General features: G+C 62.8%; 21 protein-coding genes. 11 read left to right on the top strand and 10 right to left on the bottom strand.

What is annotated here, in order from left to right; genetic code table 11:
* Positions 1 to 11 precede the first annotated feature (11 nt).
* Together urtE and ACUXAC_RS12610 are read left to right on the top strand one after the other, a co-directional pair.
* Positions 12 to 710 (top strand): urea ABC transporter ATP-binding subunit UrtE, encoded by a 699-nt coding sequence (gene urtE, locus ACUXAC_RS12615; protein WP_387444302.1) that lies wholly within the window; start codon positions 12 to 14, stop codon positions 708 to 710.
* 118 nt (positions 711 to 828) lie between these two features.
* On the top strand, positions 829 to 1,341 hold the full coding sequence (locus ACUXAC_RS12610) for a DUF2165 family protein (protein ID WP_049272535.1): 513 nt from the start codon (positions 829 to 831) through the stop codon (positions 1,339 to 1,341).
* A 22-nt stretch (positions 1,342 to 1,363) separates the two neighbouring features.
* On the opposite strand, the gene ACUXAC_RS12605 is transcribed toward ACUXAC_RS12610, so the two are convergent.
* The 5 genes from ACUXAC_RS12605 to ACUXAC_RS12585 all read right to left on the bottom strand — a co-directional run bounded on the left by ACUXAC_RS12605 (position 1,364) and on the right by ACUXAC_RS12585 (position 4,418).
* Positions 1,364 to 1,876, bottom strand: a complete 513-nt coding sequence (locus tag ACUXAC_RS12605; protein ID WP_070914039.1) for a GNAT family N-acetyltransferase — start codon at positions 1,874 to 1,876, stop codon at positions 1,364 to 1,366.
* A gap of 24 nt (positions 1,877 to 1,900) precedes the next feature.
* Positions 1,901 to 2,206: a type II toxin-antitoxin system RelE/ParE family toxin gene (locus tag ACUXAC_RS12600; protein ID WP_047568680.1), complete on the bottom strand. Its 306-nt coding sequence runs from the start codon at positions 2,204 to 2,206 to the stop codon at positions 1,901 to 1,903.
* 1 nt (position 2,207) lies between these two features.
* Complete coding sequence (locus ACUXAC_RS12595; RefSeq protein WP_033637606.1) at positions 2,208 to 2,468, bottom strand: type II toxin-antitoxin system Phd/YefM family antitoxin; 261 nt, start codon at positions 2,466 to 2,468, stop codon at positions 2,208 to 2,210.
* A gap of 68 nt (positions 2,469 to 2,536) precedes the next feature.
* Complete coding sequence (locus tag ACUXAC_RS12590) at positions 2,537 to 3,772, bottom strand: FAD-dependent oxidoreductase (RefSeq protein ID WP_387444307.1); 1,236 nt, start codon at positions 3,770 to 3,772, stop codon at positions 2,537 to 2,539.
* Between the two features lie 76 nt (positions 3,773 to 3,848).
* Positions 3,849 to 4,418, bottom strand: a complete 570-nt coding sequence (locus ACUXAC_RS12585) for a DUF4865 family protein (protein ID WP_387444310.1) — start codon at positions 4,416 to 4,418, stop codon at positions 3,849 to 3,851.
* A gap of 105 nt (positions 4,419 to 4,523) precedes the next feature.
* Here ACUXAC_RS12585 and ACUXAC_RS12580 point away from each other — a divergent pair, with 105 nt between their 5' ends.
* The gene (locus ACUXAC_RS12580; protein ID WP_147839579.1) at positions 4,524 to 5,393 is read left to right on the top strand and encodes a LysR substrate-binding domain-containing protein; all 870 of its coding nucleotides are present in this window, start codon (positions 4,524 to 4,526) and stop codon (positions 5,391 to 5,393) included.
* Here the strand turns inward: ACUXAC_RS12580 and sseA are convergent.
* Complete coding sequence (gene sseA / locus ACUXAC_RS12575) at positions 5,390 to 6,235, bottom strand: 3-mercaptopyruvate sulfurtransferase (RefSeq protein ID WP_159318939.1); 846 nt, start codon at positions 6,233 to 6,235, stop codon at positions 5,390 to 5,392. The genes ACUXAC_RS12580 and sseA overlap by 4 nt on opposite strands.
* A gap of 106 nt (positions 6,236 to 6,341) precedes the next feature.
* On the opposite strand from sseA, the gene ACUXAC_RS12570 reads away from it, so the two are divergent.
* A complete protein-coding gene (locus tag ACUXAC_RS12570) occupies positions 6,342 to 6,815 on the top strand; it encodes an NUDIX hydrolase (RefSeq protein WP_454266678.1) in 474 nt (157 codons plus the stop codon).
* On the opposite strand, the gene ACUXAC_RS12565 is transcribed toward ACUXAC_RS12570, so the two are convergent.
* Positions 6,803 to 8,242 (bottom strand): aminotransferase-like domain-containing protein, encoded by a 1,440-nt coding sequence (locus ACUXAC_RS12565; RefSeq protein ID WP_387444314.1) that lies wholly within the window; start codon positions 8,240 to 8,242, stop codon positions 6,803 to 6,805. The genes ACUXAC_RS12570 and ACUXAC_RS12565 overlap by 13 nt on opposite strands.
* 180 nt (positions 8,243 to 8,422) lie before the next feature.
* On the opposite strand from ACUXAC_RS12565, the gene ACUXAC_RS12560 reads away from it, so the two are divergent.
* The 3 genes from ACUXAC_RS12560 (at position 8,423) to ACUXAC_RS12550 (ending at position 10,597) form a co-directional block, all read left to right on the top strand.
* On the top strand, positions 8,423 to 8,605 hold the full coding sequence (locus ACUXAC_RS12560) for a DUF1127 domain-containing protein (RefSeq protein WP_180548263.1): 183 nt from the start codon (positions 8,423 to 8,425) through the stop codon (positions 8,603 to 8,605).
* A gap of 9 nt (positions 8,606 to 8,614) precedes the next feature.
* Positions 8,615 to 9,238 (top strand): glutathione S-transferase family protein, encoded by a 624-nt coding sequence (locus ACUXAC_RS12555; RefSeq protein ID WP_387444318.1) that lies wholly within the window; start codon positions 8,615 to 8,617, stop codon positions 9,236 to 9,238.
* A 228-nt stretch (positions 9,239 to 9,466) separates the two neighbouring features.
* A complete protein-coding gene (locus ACUXAC_RS12550) occupies positions 9,467 to 10,597 on the top strand; it encodes a Gfo/Idh/MocA family protein (RefSeq protein WP_049200982.1) in 1,131 nt (376 codons plus the stop codon).
* A 102-nt stretch (positions 10,598 to 10,699) separates the two neighbouring features.
* On the opposite strand, the gene ACUXAC_RS12545 is transcribed toward ACUXAC_RS12550, so the two are convergent.
* From ACUXAC_RS12545 to ACUXAC_RS12535, 3 genes are read right to left on the bottom strand one after another with little or no spacing between them, the layout of a single operon-like run.
* Positions 10,700 to 12,571 carry an amidohydrolase gene (locus ACUXAC_RS12545; protein ID WP_107227380.1) on the bottom strand — a complete coding sequence of 624 codons (1,872 nt, stop codon included), beginning with the start codon at positions 12,569 to 12,571 and terminating at the stop codon, positions 10,700 to 10,702.
* Between the two features lie 21 nt (positions 12,572 to 12,592).
* Entirely contained in the window at positions 12,593 to 13,138 is a 546-nt protein-coding gene (locus ACUXAC_RS12540; RefSeq protein ID WP_197766632.1) for an antibiotic biosynthesis monooxygenase, read from the bottom strand.
* A 47-nt stretch (positions 13,139 to 13,185) separates the two neighbouring features.
* Positions 13,186 to 13,830: a hydrolase gene (locus ACUXAC_RS12535; RefSeq protein WP_004939390.1), complete on the bottom strand. Its 645-nt coding sequence runs from the start codon at positions 13,828 to 13,830 to the stop codon at positions 13,186 to 13,188.
* 140 nt (positions 13,831 to 13,970) lie between these two features.
* On the opposite strand from ACUXAC_RS12535, the gene ACUXAC_RS12530 reads away from it, so the two are divergent.
* The 4 genes from ACUXAC_RS12530 (at position 13,971) to osmF (ending at position 17,453) form a co-directional block, all read left to right on the top strand.
* Complete coding sequence (locus tag ACUXAC_RS12530) at positions 13,971 to 14,882, top strand: LysR substrate-binding domain-containing protein (RefSeq protein ID WP_049200980.1); 912 nt, start codon at positions 13,971 to 13,973, stop codon at positions 14,880 to 14,882.
* Positions 14,883 to 14,926: 44 nt separating this feature from the next.
* Positions 14,927 to 15,295 carry a cell envelope integrity TolA C-terminal domain-containing protein gene (locus tag ACUXAC_RS12525; RefSeq protein ID WP_100396113.1) on the top strand — a complete coding sequence of 123 codons (369 nt, stop codon included), beginning with the start codon at positions 14,927 to 14,929 and terminating at the stop codon, positions 15,293 to 15,295.
* A 156-nt stretch (positions 15,296 to 15,451) separates the two neighbouring features.
* Positions 15,452 to 16,483, top strand: coding sequence for a fatty acid desaturase (locus ACUXAC_RS12520; RefSeq protein ID WP_454266676.1), 1,032 nt, complete (start codon positions 15,452 to 15,454; stop codon positions 16,481 to 16,483).
* A gap of 40 nt (positions 16,484 to 16,523) precedes the next feature.
* Positions 16,524 to 17,453, top strand: a complete 930-nt coding sequence (osmF, locus tag ACUXAC_RS12515) for a glycine betaine ABC transporter substrate-binding protein OsmF (RefSeq protein WP_454266675.1) — start codon at positions 16,524 to 16,526, stop codon at positions 17,451 to 17,453.

Below are 17,453 nucleotides of genomic sequence, written 5' to 3'. Positions count from 1 at the left end.
GAGGCGTAACGATGCTGCAGGTAGAGGAATTGAATCAGTATTACGGCGGCAGCCACATTCTGCGCGGCCTGTCGTTCGAGGTGCGCATCGGCGAGGTGACCTGCCTGCTGGGGCGCAACGGCGTGGGCAAGACCACGTTGCTGAAATGCCTGATGGGGCTGGTCCTGGCGCGCAGCGGCAGCGTCCGTTGGCAGGGCGAAACCATCACCGGTAAAAAGCCGCATCAGCGGGTGCAGGCGGGCATCGCCTATGTACCGCAGGGGCGGGAGATTTTCCCGCGTCTGACGGTCGAGGAGAATCTGCTGATGGGGCTGGCGCGCTTTTCCGGCGCCGACGCGCGCGCGGTGCCGGATCCGATCTATGACTTGTTTCCGGTGCTGCGGCAAATGAAGGATCGGCGCGGCGGCGATCTCTCCGGCGGGCAACAGCAGCAGCTGGCGATCGGCCGGGCGCTGGCCTGCCGGCCGCAGCTGTTGATCCTCGACGAGCCGACGGAAGGGATCCAGCCTTCGGTGATCAAGGAGATCGGCGCGGTGATCAAACAACTGGCGGCGCGGGGCGATATGGCGATCCTGCTGGTGGAGCAGTTCTATGACTTTGCCGCCGATCTGGCGGACAGCTATCTGGTGATGTCGCGCGGCAGCATCGTGCAGCGCGGCGCCGGCAGCGCCATGGAACAGGACGGCGTACGCGGGCTGGTGGCGATTTGAACGAGGCAAAGGGAGCCGCATGTCTGAAAGTCGTGCAGCTGTTTCTCCTTGCGGATGTTATGGACTAATCTAAAAGGCGTTTTTTATTAATCCCTTGCCATGGATAGCTAACATCATCATGAACGAAATCACTGTGTCACGCCTTGGTTGCATCGTCCTGTCCCTGTTTCCGGCCCTGTGGGGGCTGTTCAGCCTGTTGAACAATACGGCGGATTTCGCCGGCACCGCGCGCAATGCGGTGGGCCCGCTGCTCGCCATGCAGGATACCTATCAGACGCCGGGGTTGATGTGGCGCGCGATCAGCGCCGACTGGGCCTGCATGTTGGGGTTGGCTGTCATCACCACGCTGGAAACGCTGGCCGGCCTATTCGCGGCCGCAGGCGTGGTGCTGATGATCGGGCGATTGAAAGGCCCTTACGCCGCCTTCGCCAAGGGTAAAGCCTGGGCGATGCTGGGGGCGATTTGCGCAATTGCGGTGTGGGGCGTCGGCTTTATGGTGGTCGCCGGCGACTGGTTTATGGCCTGGCAGGCCAAGAAGGATCCGCTGGCGGTGCAGCTGGGGGCGCTGATCTACCTGGCGCCCAATGCGTTTGCCTTGCTGTTCCTGATGCTGCAGCGGGAGCCGCGCTAAACGACGCCGGAGCGGGGCGCGGTTACAGCGCCTTGCTCATCGCCCAAAGTTCGATGGCACCCTGTTCGCTGGTGTATTGGGCCTCGCCACATACGGCCAGGCCTTGCCGCTGATAAAAGCGCTGGGCGTCTGCGTTCTGTTTCAGCACTTCCAGCCACAGCAGGGGCTGACGGCGTTCGACGGCCCGCCGTTGCACCTGTTCGAAAAATTGTCGGCCGAAACCGCGCCCGGCGTAATCCGGCAGGAAGTAGATCTTTTGCAGTTCGGCGCCGCGCCGTTGGGTGGCGGCCAACAGGCTGTCGAAGTTCACACGTGCATAGCCGACCAGGGCGTCATCCTCATAGGCCAACAGCCAGCACACGTCGGGATCGCGCAGCGTCCGTTCCAGCGCAGAGACGGAAAAATCCTCGGCCAGAAAGGCCTCCAGCTCGTGCGGGTAGCGCCACAGCTCACCGAAGTGCGCGCGATAGGTGCGGATGCCGATATCGCGCACCTGCGTTAAATCTTCCAGCAATGCCTGACGGACGGTGAACATCTGTGCCCCTTTGAGTAAGAAAAATTACAGCCGTTGTTCCAGATGCCGGTGGGGCACCATCGCCTGGTGCAGAATGGCAAGAACGGTGATGCCGGCAGGGCGGCTGCGGTAGTAGATCCTATGGCTGGCGTAAGGAAAACTGCGTATCTCTTCGCCCAGATCGTGAAAGTGTGCCTTACCCGCTTCCGGCATATCCGCCAGATGATGCATGACCTCTCTCAACTGCTCAAGATAGCGGTGAGATTGCGCTTTGCCCCAGTGCTCGACGGTGAAATGACGAATAGCCAACAGATCTTGTTGGGCTTGCGGGGTGAGGCGAAACGCGGGCATATCAGTCGGTTTCGTCGGTGAGCAGACGGTTGAAGAAGGCATCGCCGTCTACCGCCTTACCGGCGTCTTCCTCGGCGGTAGCCTGCGCGATTTTTTGCTGCAGCGCGCGTAATTTGAGATCTTCCAGCGCCTGGTAGTCTTCTACCGACATGACGACGGCGACCGGTTTGCCGTTGCGATTGATTTGCACCGGCTCACGCTGCGCCTTGAGTAGCAAATCGCCGAATTGGGTTTTGGCCTCGTTCGCGCTGAGTGCGTACATTTAATCGCTCCAGTTAATTAAATCGTTCGATTTAACCATTATACGGTGCGATGGAAAAACAACCAATATTATTCCGGTGGGTAGGTTTCGTTGGACAGATGTCGCGGCGTTTCACGGCGAAAACCCAGGCCGATGATGCGGCCGAACAGGCGCGGCAGCCAGCGGCTGTTGCCGACGCGGGCGATCAGGCGCGAACCGCCCGCCGCGCGGCGTTCGCCCGGCTTGCGCTGGCTCATTTTGATCTGCAAAAACTGGATGGCCCGGGTGGGGAATTCGCGCCGGCGCTGCACGCTCAGCAGATGCTTCAGCTGCAGCCGATGCTGGCGCAGCGGCGGGATCAGGGCGTTGGCGGCGGCCACCGCGTCCTGAATCGCCAGGTTGACGCCCACGCCGCCGATCGGCGACATGGCGTGCGCGGCGTCACCGATGCACAGCACCCCCGGTTTGGCCCAGCGATCCAGACGATCGATGCGGATACTCAGCAGTTTCACCTGATCCCACTCGACGATCTCCTGCAGGCGATCGTCCTGGAATGGCGCCACCTCGGCGAGGTGCAGCAAAAATTTCTCCAGGCCGCTGCGGCGGATCGCGTCGAAGCTGCCTTTATCGATCGAGTAGCCGCACTGCCAGTAGTCGCCGCGGTCGATCATGATGAAGTTCTGCTTCGGCCCGGTATGGCCCATCGACCAGGCCGGATCGCCCGGCTGCTTGCTGAGCTTCATCCACAATACGTCGCGCGGGGCGCCGAAGGAGCGGCTGCTGAGCGCCGCCTGCTCGCGCACCACCGAGTTGCGGCCGTCGGTGCCGATCACCAGCTGGCTGCGCACGCGGATCGGGCCTTCCGGCGTGTCGGCCAGCACGCCGCATACCTGGCCGCGGTCGTAGAGCAGCTGATGAACCTGCGTCGAGGTGAGCAGCCTGAAATGGGGGAATACGGCGGCCTGCTGTGCCAAAAAGTTGAGGAACTCCCACTGCGGCATAAAGGCGATAAATTTGCAGCGCGTCGGCAGGCGGGTGAAATCCGCCAGCTTAATGTCGCGCCCGGCGACTTCGGCGTGCAGGGATTCGGCGCGCTGGTGTGGCAGCGTCAGCAGTTCGTCGAGCAGGCCCAGCTGGTGCATGACTTCCAGCGTCGACGGGTGAATGGTGTCACCGCGAAAATCGCGCAGGAAGTCGGCGTGCTTCTCCAGCACCGTCACGTCGATCCCCGCCCGCGCCAGCAGATAGCCGAGCATCAGCCCGGCGGGGCCGCCCCCCACGATGCAGCAGGTGGTGGCGTAAGGTGTGATCGGTGATGACGGCATGGCGGTTGACCCCGGAGAGCGGCCCGCATCCCGCGAACCGCAAATGAATGTTTAGTGTTGATAATGATTATCAATATCAAGTTTGGCTGTCAACCCGCGGCGCAGTGTGGTCAAAGGGGGCGGACAGATGGCCGACGCGGAACAGCTGGCCGCTTTGCACGGGGGACTGCGGCGGTTCACGCCATAAATCCAGCCGCACTAATCGCCAGTCGGCGGGATCGAACGCCACGATGGAGGCCAGCGCGCCGGGGGCCGCCTGCTGTTGCTGACGCAGCGCAGGCAGATCGCTGTAGGGGGCGATAATCTGCTCCTGACAGGTCGCCCACGCGGCCTCGGTCAGATGAGGACGAGTGAAATGCGCCAGCCACGGCAGCCAATGATTGACGCGTGGCCAGCCGAATGCCTGGCTGAGCCCCCTGAAACCTTCGCCGGTCAGGAAGTCGCTCATGCCGGCGCTGCTGTTCCACAGGTAGAAGGGGGCGTAGAGGTTCTCGGCGCTGCCTTCGTTGCGCTGCGCGTACAGATAGGCTTTGACGATCAGCTGCGGGCAGGCGTCGAGCCGGTGGCCGAAATCGGCGATGCGGCGGCGGACGATCGCCATGTCGTAATCGGCGGGCAGGGTGAAACGGTATTGCATCGCGAGCATAAGGATTCTCCGGAAAGACATTGACCGGGAGAGCGTGACACGCCATCTTTATCAGTAAAATCGGTATTATTTTGATTGATGATTCAGAAAATCAGGATGGTCAGCATGGGGCGAATAACGTTCGATCTCGAGGATTTGCGCAGCTTTGTTACCGGCGTCGAACTGGGCAGCTTTGCCAAGGCCGCTGAGCGGTTAGGGCGCTCGACTTCAGCGGTCAGCGCCCACCTGAAAAAGCTGGAACAACAGGTCGGCGCGCCGATCCTGCGCAAGTCCGGGCGCGGCATGGTGATGACCGAGGCGGGGGAAACCCTGCTCGGCTACGCGCGCCGTCTGCTGGAGCTCAATGACGAAGCCGCCGCCGCGGTGCGCGGGTTGGATCTGCAGGGCACGGTGCGGCTGGGGCTGCAGGAGGATTTCGGCGAAACGTTTCTGCCGCAGGTATTGGGCAGCTTCGCGCGCGCCAATCCGAAGGTGCGCATCGAGGCGCGCATCGCCCGCAATGCCGAGCTGATCGACTGGGTGCTGAAAGGCCAGCTGGATCTGTCGCTGGCGTGGGATGGCGGTTTGAGCACGCCGTTTCATCAGGCGCTGGGGCAGCGGCAGCTGCACTGGATCGCCTCGCCCGGCTTCGCGCTGGCGCCCTGGCGGGAAGGGGATGAGCCGCTTTCGCTGGTGATGTTCGACGCGCCTTGCCTGATGCGCAGCGCGGCGACGCAGGCGCTGGATCGCGCCGGCATTCCCTGGCGCATTGCCTTTACCAGCCGCAGCCTGAACGGCATTTGGGCGGCGGTGAATGCCGGGTTGGGCGTTACGGTGCGGGCCGCGGCGGGTTTGCCGCCTGGCCTGGCGCCGCTGGCGCCCGAACTGCTGCCCGCTCTCGGTCAGCTCGGCGTGGTGCTGCACCGCGCCGAGGATCAGCCTTCCGCCGCCGTGCAGCGGCTGGCGCAGATCGTGGTCGAGCGGATCGGCACTTAATCTTTAGCGATGGGCTGCTTGCCGCTCAGCTGGCCCCATTCGCTCCAGGCGCCGTCATACAGCTTGACCTGCGGCGCGTCGAGCGACAGCAGGCCGAACGCCAGCACGGCTGCCGTCACGCCGGAGCCGCAGCTGGTGATGATCGGCCCGTTGATGTCCACGCCCTTGTCGCTGAAGGTTTGGCGCAGCGCCTCCAGCGATTTGAAGCGGCCGTTCTCCAGCAGCTCGCCGTACGGAATGTTGATGCTGCCGGGAATATGGCCGCGGTGCAGGCCGGGGCGCGGCTCCGGCGCTTCGGCATAAAAGCGCGGCGCGGCGCGCGCGTCGAGAATTTGCACCGGCGTGCCTAACGCCTGTTCCACTTGCCGCATATCCACCACCGCGTCGGCGTTGAACCGGGCGTTGAACGTCTGCGGCTCAGGCTGCGCCGGGCCGGTCTCCAGCGCTTGGCCCAGCGCGGTCCAGCCGTTCAGCCCTTCGTCCAGCACGTAAACATGCCGGGCGCCGAAATTGCGGAAGGTCCACCAGCCGCGCGGCGCGGAGAACTGGTTGCCCTCATCGTAAATCACCAGGGTATCGCGCTCGCTGATGCCCAGCTTGCCCACCGCCGCGCCAAACTCCGCCGCCGTCGGCAGCATGTGCGGCAGCGCGGTGTTTTTGTCCGCCACCTCGTCGATATCGAAATAGACCGCGCCAGGGATATGGCCGCGTTCGAACTCGGCAAGCATGTCTTTCTTCGGCGTCAGCCCGACCGGCGACATCCGGACGTCGATCACCACCAGATTTTCATCGTTGATATGCTGCGCAAGCCATTGGGGAGTCACCAGAAACGGAGAGTTCATCGTCATTGTTCGCCTGTTGTGAAAACGGATTTTCACTATACACCAGGCCGCGCGGGGATGAAGTATGATGTTCAGTCAAAGAGGATGGGCGGGGAGCGGAGAAAACATGACGGATCAGGCGTTTGGCGGGGCCAAGATCGCGCTGCTGTGCGACGATCGCTTGCTGGTTTACCAACGGGACGACAAACCGGGCATTCCGTGGCCCGGCCAGTGGGATCTGCCCGGCGGCGGGCGGGAAAACGGCGAAACGCCGCTGCAGTGCGTGCAGCGGGAGACGCAGGAAGAATTCGGCGTGGCGATCGCCGAATGCCAGGTGACCTGGCGGCGGCGCTACGACGGCATCCTGCCCGGCTCCCCGCCGACCTGGTTTATGGCCGGCGACATCGCCCCGGCGCAGATCGCCGCCATTCGCTTCGGCGATGAAGGCCAGCGCTGGCAGATGATGCCGGTGGCGCAGTTTATTCACCATCCGCAGGGCATCGAACATCTGCGCCGCCGGGTGGCGCAGTTTATTCACCATCCGCAGGGCATCGAACATCTGCGCCGCCGGGTGGCGGAGTTTTTGCTTCAGTCCGTCTGAGGTTGCAACACGCCGCTCGGCATCAGCCGCTGGATGGTGGCGCCGACCCGCTGCACCGCCTGTTCGATCTCCGCCGTCAGCTTAGGCGCATAGTTGATGCGCAGGCAGTTGCGGTATTTGCCGGCGGCGGAAAAGATGCTGCCGACGGCGATCTGCACGCCCTGCGGCTCGAGATGGCGGTTCAGCCGCAGGGTGTCGAACGCCTCGTCCAGTTCGATCCACAGCATAAAGCCGCCGCGCGGCCGGCTGACGCGGGTGCCGGCCGGGAAGTGCTTCAGGATAAGGTCGGTCATGCGGTCGCGGTTCTGCTGGTAGCGGGCACGCATGCGCCGCAGGTGCTGCAGATAGTGCCCGCCGCGGATAAATTCGGCGATCGCCAACTGCGGCTGGGTGGCGGTGGCGCCGGAGCCGATGAACTTCATGTGCAGCACCCGCTCCAGGTAGCGGCCAGGTGCGATCCAGCCCACCCGCAGCCCCGGCGCCAGCGTTTTGGAAAACGAGCTGCACAGCAGCACGCGGCCGTCTTCGTCGAACGACTTGATGGTGCGCGGCCGCGGGTAGTGATAGGCGATGTCACCGTAGACGTCGTCCTCGATGATCGCCGCGTCGTGGCGCTGCGCCAGCGTCAGCAACCGCTGTTTGTGGGCGTCGGGCATGATGTAGCCCAGCGGATTGTTGCAGTTGGGCGTCAGTAGGATGGCCTTGACCGGCCACTGTTCCAGCGCCATCTCCAGCGCCGCCAGGCTGACGCCGGTGAGCGGATCGGTGGGGATTTCCAGCGCCTTGATACCCAGGCCCTTCAGCGTCTGCATGGTGCCGTGGAAGCAGGGCGAGTCGACCGCCACGATGTCGCCGGGTTGGCAAACGGCGCGCAGCCCGGCGGAGATCGCTTCCTGGCAGCCGGTGGTGATCAGCAACTGATCGGGGCCGATTTGGCAGCCGGAATCCAGCAGCAGGCGGGCAACCTGTTCGCGCAGCGCGGCCACGCCTTGAATGCTGTCGTAATACAGGCTGCGCAGGTCGCCGTGGCGGGCAGCGTTGCGCAGGGCGACGATCAGCGGTTTCATCGTCGGTTCGGCGATATCCGGCATGCCGCGCCCCAGCTGGATCAGGCCCTCACGCGGCCGGCTGCGCACCAGCTCCAGCACCTGCTCCCATTGCGAAATGTCTACCGGCCGCTGCACCGGCGTCGTCATGGCGGGCAGCTCGGCCTGCGCGCGCTGCGTATGCACGAAGTAGCCCGACTTCGGCCGCGCTTCCACCAGGCGCTGCTCCTCCAGCAGCCGGTAGGCTTGCTGTACCGTACTGATGCTGACGCCGTGCTCCTGGCTCAGCGTACGCACCGAAGGCAGGCGGTGGCCGGCCGGATACAGCCCTTGCTGAATACGTTGGCTGAGAATGGCGGCCAGGGTGGCGTAGCGTGTCATACAAAGGCCTCTTATCGGGATGAAGAATTAAAAAACCGGTACAGATGCTTTCAAAGTAAACCATTCAGCGGTTTTTTGGGCACAGCTGTATGAAAAAAATAGCGGCAGCGTGAATCTGTATTGTTTTTCTCCCGGCGAGCATGATGACTGCAACGTGAAAACATCAGGGAGAATAACAACATGGCTCTGTTTTCTGGTACGCCGCTGCGGCGCTCGGTAGGTTGGTCACGCTGGCGTCTCTATCTGCTGCGGCACAGAACGAGAAAGGAGCTGTTACTGTTGAACGACAGGCAGCTGGCGGACATCGGCCTGACGCAGGTGGAAGCCCGGCGTGAAGGCTATAAACCGTTCTGGAGAGAATAAGGAAAGCGAATGCTGAAACTATTGGGCAAGGCTTCATCGATCAACGTGCGCAAGGTGCTGTGGACCTGCCAGGAGCTGGGGCTGCCGCTGGTGCGGGAGGACTGGGGCAGCGGCTTTCGCTCCACGCAGGAGCCGGCGTTTCTGGCGCTGAACCCGAACGGCCTGGTGCCGGTGCTGATCGACGGCGAGCGGGTGCTGTGGGAGTCGAACACCATCTGCCGCTATCTGGCGGGGCGGGAAGGGCGCCGCGATCTGCTGCCGCAGGAACCCGGCGCGCGTGCGGCGGTGGAGATGTGGATGGATTGGCAGGCCACCGATCTGAACGGCGCCTGGCGCTATGTGTTCATGTCGCGGGTGCGTGGGCATGCGGATTATCAGGATGCCGCCAGCCTGGCCGCCGCCGAGCGTGAGTGGAACCGGCTGATGGGGTTGCTGGACAAGCATTTGGCGCAGCACGGCCCTTATGCCGCCGGCGCCGCCTTCACGCTGGCGGACGTGGTGCTGGGGCTGTCGCTGAATCGCTGGCTGATGACGCCGTTCGAACGGCCGGATTATGCGGCGCTGGCGGCCTATCAGCAGCGCCTGCTGCAACGCCCCGGCTACGTGCAGCACGGCGCCAACGGTTTACCGTGATATGAAATAAACGGTTCATTTTATCTCACCCGGATACGGCAAGCCGTGCCTGGGCTTTCTGCGTTGCATCATCCCGTCAACGTTTCATGAACGGCATCACGAATATGAACTTTATTTTCCCGCGCGCTTGTTATTGAAATTTATATTCCATATAAACCCGTTATCAGACGGCGCGTTTCATTGAACGGCGCCTGGTTCTACGCAGGATTTCGATCACGGGAGAAAATGATGAAACAGGTACGCGTTGGGTTAATCGGCACCGGTTATATCGGGCGTTGTCACGCTATCGCCTATGCGCAGGCCCCCACGGTCTTTCCTCTGAAAGGGGAGCTGGTGCTGGAGATGCTGGCGGAAGTGACGCCCGAGCTGGCGGCGCAGCGCGCCGGCGAGTTCGGTTTTGCGCGTTCGACCGGCGATTGGCGGCAGCTGGTGGCCGATCCGGCGATCGACGTGGTGGACATCTGCGCGCCCAACTTCTTGCACAAAGAGATGGCGCTGGAGGCGATCCGCCACGGCAAGCACGTGTATTCGGAAAAGCCGCTGGCGCTGGACGCCGCCGACGCGGCGGAGATGGTGCAGGCCGCCCGCGCCAAAGGCGTGAAAACGCTGGTCGGTTTCAACTACATGAAGAACCCGACCAGCCAGCTGGCGCGCGAGATCATCGCCAACGGCGAAATCGGTGAGGTGGTGCATTTTTACGGCACCCACAATGAGGATTATCTGGCCGACCCGCGCACGCCGATTGACTGGCACTGCCGCCGCGCCAGCGCTGGGCTGGGTGCGTTGGGGGATCTGGCGGCGCATATCGTCAACATGGCGCACTACCTGGTGGGCGATATCGTGGCGGTCTCCGGCGATATGCAGACCGTGATCAAACAGCGCCCGGATCCACAAGACCCGGCGCGCCTGCTGCCGGTGGAAAACGAAGATCAGGCCAGCGCGCTGCTGCGCTTCGCCGGCGGGGCGATGGGCACTCTCGAAACCTCGCGCATCGCCTGCGGGCGCAAGATGGGGCTGACCTATGTGGTCACCGGCACTAAAGGCACGCTGAGCTATACCCAGGAACGGATGGCGGAGCTGAAACTGTATCGGCACGATGAGCCGGCGGAGCGGCAGGGGTTCAAAACGCTGTTGGTAGGGCCGAAGCACCCGGACTACGCGGCGTTCTGCATCAGCGCCGGGCACGGCATCGGCTTTAACGATCAGAAGACGGTGGAGATCCGCGATCTGGTCAACGGCATCGCCGCGGGCGATCGCATGTGGCCGGACTTTGAAGAAGGCTGGAAGGTGTCTTGCGTGCTGGATGCGATAGCCGCCTCCGCCGAGCAGCGGCGCTGGCTGGAGATCAACCGCGATTGAAAATGAAATGGCGCTCTCCCGTGGACAGCGCCATTAATTTGTTATTTTGCTAACTTAATATCTTATTAAGCTAGTTGCATAGTAAGTTGCTGACCTGGCAGCTTAGAACGAGAAGCACGAACAGCCGAACGCCCCCCAGAAGGCATTCTCGTCCGACACCGGGATGCTGGAGCGGCGCGCGATGTCATGCTGATGCGCGTGTACGCCGCACGGGCCGCAGCATTGGTGCGCCTGGCTCAGCACGCCGACTTTGGCCGCCGCCGACGGCGGCGCGGAGCGGTAGTGGCCCGGCACCTGGGTAACCGGCGACCACTCCGGAAGCACCGGCAGCGGCGGCGGCGCCAGCGGCGAGAAGCTGCCGGCGGCGTAGACCACCTTGCCGTCCACCACCGTCATCACCGACTCGATGCCTTTGATCTGCTCTTCCGGCACGCTGAAATAGTCCTGCGACAGCACCGCCACATCCGCCAGCTGGCCGACCTTGATCTGGCCTTTCTTGCCCTGTTCGGTGGAGAACCAGGCGCTGCCTTGCGTCCACAGCATCAGCGCCGTTTCGCGATCCAGCCGGGCGCTGTCGTCGTACATCGCCATGCCGCCGACGGTGCGGCCGGAAACCAGCCAGTACAGCGCCGTCCACGGGTTGTAGCTGGCGACGCGGGTGGCGTCGGTGCCCAGTCCGACCGGCAGCTCGGCCGCCAGCATTTTCGCCACCGGTGGCGTATGTTTGGTGGCTTCGATGCCGTAGCGGTCAGCGAAATACTCGCCCTGGAACGCCATGCGGTGCTGCACCGCAATGCCGCCGCCCAATGCCTTGACCCGCTCGATATTGCGCTCGGTAATGGTTTCGGCGTGGTCGAACAGCCAGTGCAGCCCGTTGAACGGAATGTCGCGGTTCACCTTCTCGAACACGTCCAGCATGCGGCTGATGGACTCGTCATAGGTGGCGTGCAGGCGGAACGGCCAGCGGTGCTCGACCAGATGACGCACCACCCGCTCCAGCTCGTCTTCGGTGCCCGGCGGCAGATCCGGGCGCGGCTGCAGGAAGTCTTCGAAGTCGGCGGCGGAGAACACCAGCATCTCGCCGGCGCCGTTGTGGCGATAGAAGTCGGTACCCTGACCCGGCTTGAGCATGTCGGTCCACAGCTCGAAGTCTTCCAGCTCCTGCTTCGGCCGCTGGGTGAACAGGTTATAGGCGATGCGGAGGGTCAGCTGCTTTTTCTCGTGCAGCTCGGCGATCACCTGATAATCCTCCGGGTAGTTCTGGAAGCCGCCGCCGGCGTCGATGGCGCTGGTGAGGCCCAGACGGTTCAGCTCGCGCATAAACTGGCGGGTGGAATTAACCTGCTGTTCCAGCGGTAGCTTCGGCCCTTTCGCCAGCGTGGCGTACAGGATCATGGCGTTGGGCTTGGCGATCAGCATGCCGGTCGGGTTGCCGTTGGCGTCGCGCTGGATCTCGCCGCCCGGCGGGTTCGGCGTGTCTTTGGTGTAGCCGACCACCTTCAGCGCCGCGCGGTTGAGCAGCGCGCGATCGTAGAGGTGCAGTATGAACACCGGCGTGTCCGGCGCCGCCTGGTTGATCTCGTCCAGCGTCGGCATGCGGCGCTCGGCGAACTGGAATTCGGTCCAGCCGCCGACCACCCGTACCCACTGCGGGTTCGGCGTGCGCAGCGCCTGTTCTTTCAACATGCGCAGGGCGTCGGCCAGCGAAGGCACACCTTCCCAGCGCAGCTCCAGGTTATAGTTCAGGCCGCCGCGGATCAGGTGCAGGTGCGAGTCGTTCAGGCCTGGAATAGCGGTATGGCCATGCAGGTCGATCACCTGGGTTTCCGGCCCGGCGTGCTGCATGACTTCGCTTTCGCTACCGACCGCCAGAAACTTGCCGTCACGGATGGCGACCGCCTGTGCGGTGGGATTTTGGCGATCGACGGTGTGAAACTTGCCGTTGGTGATGATCAATGAAGCGTGGTGGTTCATAACATTCTCCCGGCGAACCGCCTAGCGGCGGGTCAGCCATTGATGAAAAACGCGAGTCACGATAGGCATCCACAGGTACACCACCAGGGCGACCACGGTGGCGTCATTGAGAAAATGGCCGAGCAGCGTGCCGTCCAGCTGCGGCAGCACCAACCCCCAAAACCAGGGCACCAGATTGGTGGAAGGGAAAATCACCAGCAGGGTGATGATGAACTGCTTCCACTGGGGCGGCTGGCGCACGCCGGGGTTGGGCGGGGTAAACCAGAACTCCGCGCCGGGGCGGATCTCGATATGGTCGCTCTCCAGCAGCAGCGGGGTGACTTCTTCGATGTATTGCTTGCGCAGCGGCGAGTGGATCCAGCGGTACAGGTTGTCGAGGTTGTCGAAGCGGACCAACACCGTATAGGCCTGTTCGCTGCCGGAAGGACGGATGACGTTGACACCCAGATGGCCGGTGAAGCCCGCGGCGTCGGGCATGATGCGGTTCAGCCAGGCCTCATAGGCCTGCTCGTTCCCCGGCGCCAAACGGTGGGTGATCACCAGCGTGACATGCTGCGGATGGGCCATAAAACCGACTCCTGAAAATACCCCGGCGCAGGGCCGGGGCAAGGGGATTATTTCACCGTGCGAGCCGGTGCGTGGTGCACCATGGTGTAAGCGTAGTCGACGCCCATGCCGTACGCGCCGCTGTGTTCGCGCACCAGCGCCATCACCGCGTCGTAGGTATCTTTGCGCGCCCAGTCGCGCTGGTACTCCAGCAGCACTTGCTGCCAGGTCACCGGCACGGCGCCGGCCTGCACCATGCGGTCGATCGAACGCTCGTGCGCATCGACGGAGGTGCCGCCGGAGGTGTCGGTCACCACATACACTTCATAGCCGGCTTCCAGCGCCATCAGTGCCGGGAAGGTCAGACACACTTCGGTCCACAGCGCTGAGATCACCAGCTTTTTGCGGCCGGTAGCTTCCACGGCTTTAACGAAGGCCGCGTCTTCCCAGGAGTTCATCGAGGTGCGTTCAATCGGGGTGATTTCAGGGTGTACCGCCAGCAGTTCCGGCCAGATATAGCCGCTGAAGCTTTCGGTTTCTACCGAGGTGAAAAGGGTTGGCACGTTGAAAATCTTGCCCGCCTTCGCCAAGCCAACAACGTTGTTTTTCAGTTGCTGACGATCAATATTAGCCACGCCGAAGGCCATTTGCGGTTGATGATCGATAAAAATCAGTGCGGAGTTGTCTTTATCAAGCAGTTGAAACTTGGACATAATTTACCTTCCCAGTGATATTTCGGTTGAACATCTGATGAGTGTAACGCCGATAAAACGCATGGTAGGCAGAGGGCGATTTCAAAGATACCGCAGAATTTTTGCCGACTTGTTGAGTTTTTTTATACACGGGAGAAAGCATGAGATTAAACCTGGAAGCGCTGCTGATTTTGGACGCGCTGGACCGGCACGGATCTTTCGCCGCCGCGGCCGCCGCACTGTTTAAAACCCCTTCGGCACTTAGCTATATGGTGCAAAAGCTGGAGAACGATCTCGACATCACCCTGCTGGACCGCTCCGGCCATCGGGCGAAGTTCACCGATACCGGCAAGCTGATGCTGGAAAAAGGCCGGGTGTTGCTGCGGGCGGCGCAGGATCTGGAGCAGCAGGCGCGCTACGTGGAGAACGGCTGGGAAAGCGAGATCACGCTCGGGATCGACGCCTCATTCCCGTTCGCCCGCCTGTTGCCACTGATCGACGAGTTCTATCGGCAACATCATCATACCCGGCTGCGTTTCAGCCACGAGGTGCTGGCCGGCTCCTGGGAATCGCTGGTTTATGGCTGCGCCGACATTATCATCGGCGCCATCTGCGAGCCGCCGTCGCGGGTGGGCTATGCGTTCAGCCGGCTGGGGCAGCTGGATTACGTGTTCGCCGTCGCGCCGCAGCATCCGCTGGCGACGCTGCCGGAACCGTTGCCGAAGGACGAAATCCGTCAGCACCGGGCGGTGGTGGTGCGCGATACCTCGCGGGTCAATGCGCCGCAGAGCCTGAACCTGCTCGAAGAGCAGGATACGCTGACGGTCTTCGGCTTCGACGCCAAGCTGCAGGCGCAGTTGGCCGGGTTGGGCTGCGGCTATCTGCCGCGTTCTCTGGCGGAACCTTACCTGAACAGCGGCGAACTGGTGGCGAAACGCGTGGAATCTGAGCGCTGCAGCGACGTTGCCTATTTCGGCTGGCGGGAAAGCGCCAGCGGTCTGGCGGCCAAGTGGTGGCGCGAACGGCTGCAGCGTTACGCGGATGACGGCGAGGCTTACCCGGCGGCGCAGTGAGGGCCACGCGATAAGGATAAATCCCCCCAATAAGGACATAGGGAATGAAAAAGACACTAAGCCTGTTGGCGCTGTTGCTGTTAAGCGGCTGCGGCGCCGGGCGTCAGGCCGGCATCCCGTTGCCGGAGCCGCAGGCCGAGGCGCAGGCCACGGTGCCGCTCAGCTATCCGGTGCGGGTGCATAACGCGGTGAGCCGCGAGCTGCGTTTGCCTGAACGCGCGCGCGGCCAACGCTGCACCATCAGCATTCGGCTGCGGCCGGACGGCAAGCTGGCGAGCAGCAAGATCGTAAGAGGCGACGCGCCTCTGTGCTCAGCGGCGAGTGCGGCGGTGCAGCACGCGCAGTTTCCGCCGATGGCCACCGCCACCGAGTACGCGCTGTTCAACGCCGTGGTGCTCGATTTCGTTCCCTGAAGGGATGTGACCGACGGGCCGCCTGCGCGGCCCGTTTTTTCGCTTTTACGCGTACGCAACCCGCTGAATTTTCACTTAGCTTTGCCATTTTCGTTATTTTGAACGCCGCTACGGCTCGCGGATACTGGGAGAAAATCTCTCACCGCGAGCCGCAGCATGTCCCATGCCCACTATTTGCACCCCGAACAGCGCGAACGAATCAGGCAGCTTTATCGGCGCCGCTATTGGCGAATGGAATTGCCCACCTGGGGGATCATGGCGGCGGTGTACGGCGGCTGGTTCGGCGTGGCGCTGGGATGGCAAACGCTGGGCCCGTGGCTTGGCGCGCCGCTGTTGATTCTCCTGACCACCTGGTACCTGTCGTTGCAACACGAGCTGATCCACGGCCATCCGACGCGCTGGCCGCGCGTCAATCAGCTGTTCGGCCTGTTGCCGCTGGCGGTGTGGTATCCCTATGGGCTGTATCGCGATTCGCATCTGCGCCACCACCGCAACGACCACCTGACCGATCCGCACGAAGATCCCGAAAGCTATTACTTCAGCGCCGCGCAGTGGCGGCGCTATCCCCGCCTGTTGCCGCTGCTGACCGCCGTGCGCAATACGCTGATCGGCCGGGTGCTCCTCGGCCCGGCGTTGGATATCGCCGCGACCCTGGCCGGGGCGGTGAAAGCGCTTGCCTCTGGGGAGTGGCGTACCTGGATGATGTGGGGAGTGCACCTGTCGCTGTTGGTGATATTGCTGAACTGGCTGCAGGCGCAGGGTATCGGCGCGGTGTTTTACCTGCTGGCCATCAGCTACCCGGCGCTGGCGCTGACCAAGGTAAGATCGTTTTTTGAGCATTGCGCCGTGGACGCACCGCAGGCACGTTCTATTATTAATGAGGCGGGCTGGCCGTGGCGGCTGCTGTTTCTCAATCTGAACTACCATTTAGTGCATCACGATCTGCCCGGCCTGCCCTGGTACGGTTTGCGCGAAGTCTATCTGGCGGAGAGTGAGACATATCAGCGGCGCAGCCAGGGATTTGTCGCGCAGGGCTACGGCGAGTGGCTGCGCGATTATGCCCTGACGCCGATCGACGTTGGCGTGCATCCGTTGCGCGCCGATGAACCGCAGGGAGAAGGCGATGCCCTGCCGACGGAAAAATTTATTGCGCGCTGGAAGCGCGTTTCTCAGGATTTTCCAACCTAACCGGCCCATGAGCCGGAAAACATATAACCAGAGGAAAAGTATGGCAATCACCTTATCACGCGGACGTTCCTTTGCCGTCGCGCTGGCCCTGCTGGCCACCGGCGGTCTGGCGCAGGCGGCCGACTCGGTGCGCGTCGGCTCCAAGATCGATACCGAAGGTTCGCTGCTCGGCAACCTCATCGTGCAGGTGCTGCAAGCCAACGGCATCAAGACCACCAACAAGCTGCAGCTCGGCACCACCAAGGTGCTGCGCGGCGCCATCACCTCCGGCGAGATCGACATCTACCCGGAATACACCGGCAACGGCGCGTTTTTCTTCTCCGATGAGAAAGATCCGGCGTGGAAGAACGCCCAGGCCGGCTTCGAGAAGGTGAAGCAGCTCGACTACGACAAAAACAAAATCGTCTGGCTGGACGCGGCGCCGGCCAACAACACCTGGACCATCGCCATTCGTCAGGACGTGGCGCAGGCCAACCATCTGAAAACGCTGTCGGATCTCGGCAAGTGGATCAACGGCGGCGGCAAGTTCAAGCTGGCGGCCTCGGCGGAATTTATCGAGCGGCCGGATGCACTGCCGGCGTTCCAGAACGCCTACGGTTTCAAACTGAATCAGGATCAGCTGCTGTCCCTGGCCGGCGGTGACACGGCGGTGACCATCAAGGCGGCGGCGGAGCAGACCTCCGGCGTCAACGCGGCGATGGCCTACGGCACCGATGGCCCGGTGGCGGCGCTGGGGCTGCAGACGCTGGCGGACCCGAAAGGCGTACAGCCGATCTACGCGCCGGCGCCGATCGTGCGCGAAGCGGCGTTGAAGGCGCACGCCAATCTGCCTGAGCTACTCAAGCCGGTATTCGCCTCGCTGGACGGGCCGACGCTGCAAAAACTCAACGCGCAGATCGCCGTGGAAGGCCAGGACGCCAAACAGGTGGCGGCCGCTTACCTGAAAGAGAAAGGGTTTGTTAAGGGATAA

Source organism: Serratia sp. 121840015-1 (assembly GCF_053627655.1).
Note: the sequence above shows the minus strand (reverse complement) of the source record. Positions and strands in the feature narration are given on the sequence as shown.

Excerpts from the sequence above, each read along its gene's own strand:
- urtE (WP_387444302.1), top strand. The coding sequence starts at position 12 with ATGCTGCAGGTAGAGGAATTGAATCAGTATTACGGCGGCAGCCACATT.
- ACUXAC_RS12610 (WP_049272535.1), top strand. The coding sequence starts at position 829 with ATGAACGAAATCACTGTGTCACGCCTTGGTTGCATCGTCCTGTCCCTG.
- ACUXAC_RS12605 (WP_070914039.1), bottom strand. The coding sequence starts at position 1,876 with ATGTTCACCGTCCGTCAGGCATTGCTGGAAGATTTAACGCAGGTGCGC.
- ACUXAC_RS12600 (WP_047568680.1), bottom strand. The coding sequence starts at position 2,206 with ATGCCCGCGTTTCGCCTCACCCCGCAAGCCCAACAAGATCTGTTGGCT.
- ACUXAC_RS12595 (WP_033637606.1), bottom strand. The coding sequence starts at position 2,468 with ATGTACGCACTCAGCGCGAACGAGGCCAAAACCCAATTCGGCGATTTG.
- ACUXAC_RS12590 (WP_387444307.1), bottom strand. The coding sequence starts at position 3,772 with ATGCCGTCATCACCGATCACACCTTACGCCACCACCTGCTGCATCGTG.
- ACUXAC_RS12585 (WP_387444310.1), bottom strand. The coding sequence starts at position 4,418 with ATGCTCGCGATGCAATACCGTTTCACCCTGCCCGCCGATTACGACATG.
- ACUXAC_RS12580 (WP_147839579.1), top strand. The coding sequence starts at position 4,524 with ATGGGGCGAATAACGTTCGATCTCGAGGATTTGCGCAGCTTTGTTACC.
- sseA (WP_159318939.1), bottom strand. The coding sequence starts at position 6,235 with ATGAACTCTCCGTTTCTGGTGACTCCCCAATGGCTTGCGCAGCATATC.
- ACUXAC_RS12570 (WP_454266678.1), top strand. The coding sequence starts at position 6,342 with ATGACGGATCAGGCGTTTGGCGGGGCCAAGATCGCGCTGCTGTGCGAC.
- ACUXAC_RS12565 (WP_387444314.1), bottom strand. The coding sequence starts at position 8,242 with ATGACACGCTACGCCACCCTGGCCGCCATTCTCAGCCAACGTATTCAG.
- ACUXAC_RS12560 (WP_180548263.1), top strand. The coding sequence starts at position 8,423 with ATGGCTCTGTTTTCTGGTACGCCGCTGCGGCGCTCGGTAGGTTGGTCA.
- ACUXAC_RS12555 (WP_387444318.1), top strand. The coding sequence starts at position 8,615 with ATGCTGAAACTATTGGGCAAGGCTTCATCGATCAACGTGCGCAAGGTG.
- ACUXAC_RS12550 (WP_049200982.1), top strand. The coding sequence starts at position 9,467 with ATGAAACAGGTACGCGTTGGGTTAATCGGCACCGGTTATATCGGGCGT.
- ACUXAC_RS12545 (WP_107227380.1), bottom strand. The coding sequence starts at position 12,571 with ATGAACCACCACGCTTCATTGATCATCACCAACGGCAAGTTTCACACC.
- ACUXAC_RS12540 (WP_197766632.1), bottom strand. The coding sequence starts at position 13,138 with ATGGCCCATCCGCAGCATGTCACGCTGGTGATCACCCACCGTTTGGCG.
- ACUXAC_RS12535 (WP_004939390.1), bottom strand. The coding sequence starts at position 13,830 with ATGTCCAAGTTTCAACTGCTTGATAAAGACAACTCCGCACTGATTTTT.
- ACUXAC_RS12530 (WP_049200980.1), top strand. The coding sequence starts at position 13,971 with ATGAGATTAAACCTGGAAGCGCTGCTGATTTTGGACGCGCTGGACCGG.
- ACUXAC_RS12525 (WP_100396113.1), top strand. The coding sequence starts at position 14,927 with ATGAAAAAGACACTAAGCCTGTTGGCGCTGTTGCTGTTAAGCGGCTGC.
- ACUXAC_RS12520 (WP_454266676.1), top strand. The coding sequence starts at position 15,452 with ATGTCCCATGCCCACTATTTGCACCCCGAACAGCGCGAACGAATCAGG.
- osmF (WP_454266675.1), top strand. The coding sequence starts at position 16,524 with ATGGCAATCACCTTATCACGCGGACGTTCCTTTGCCGTCGCGCTGGCC.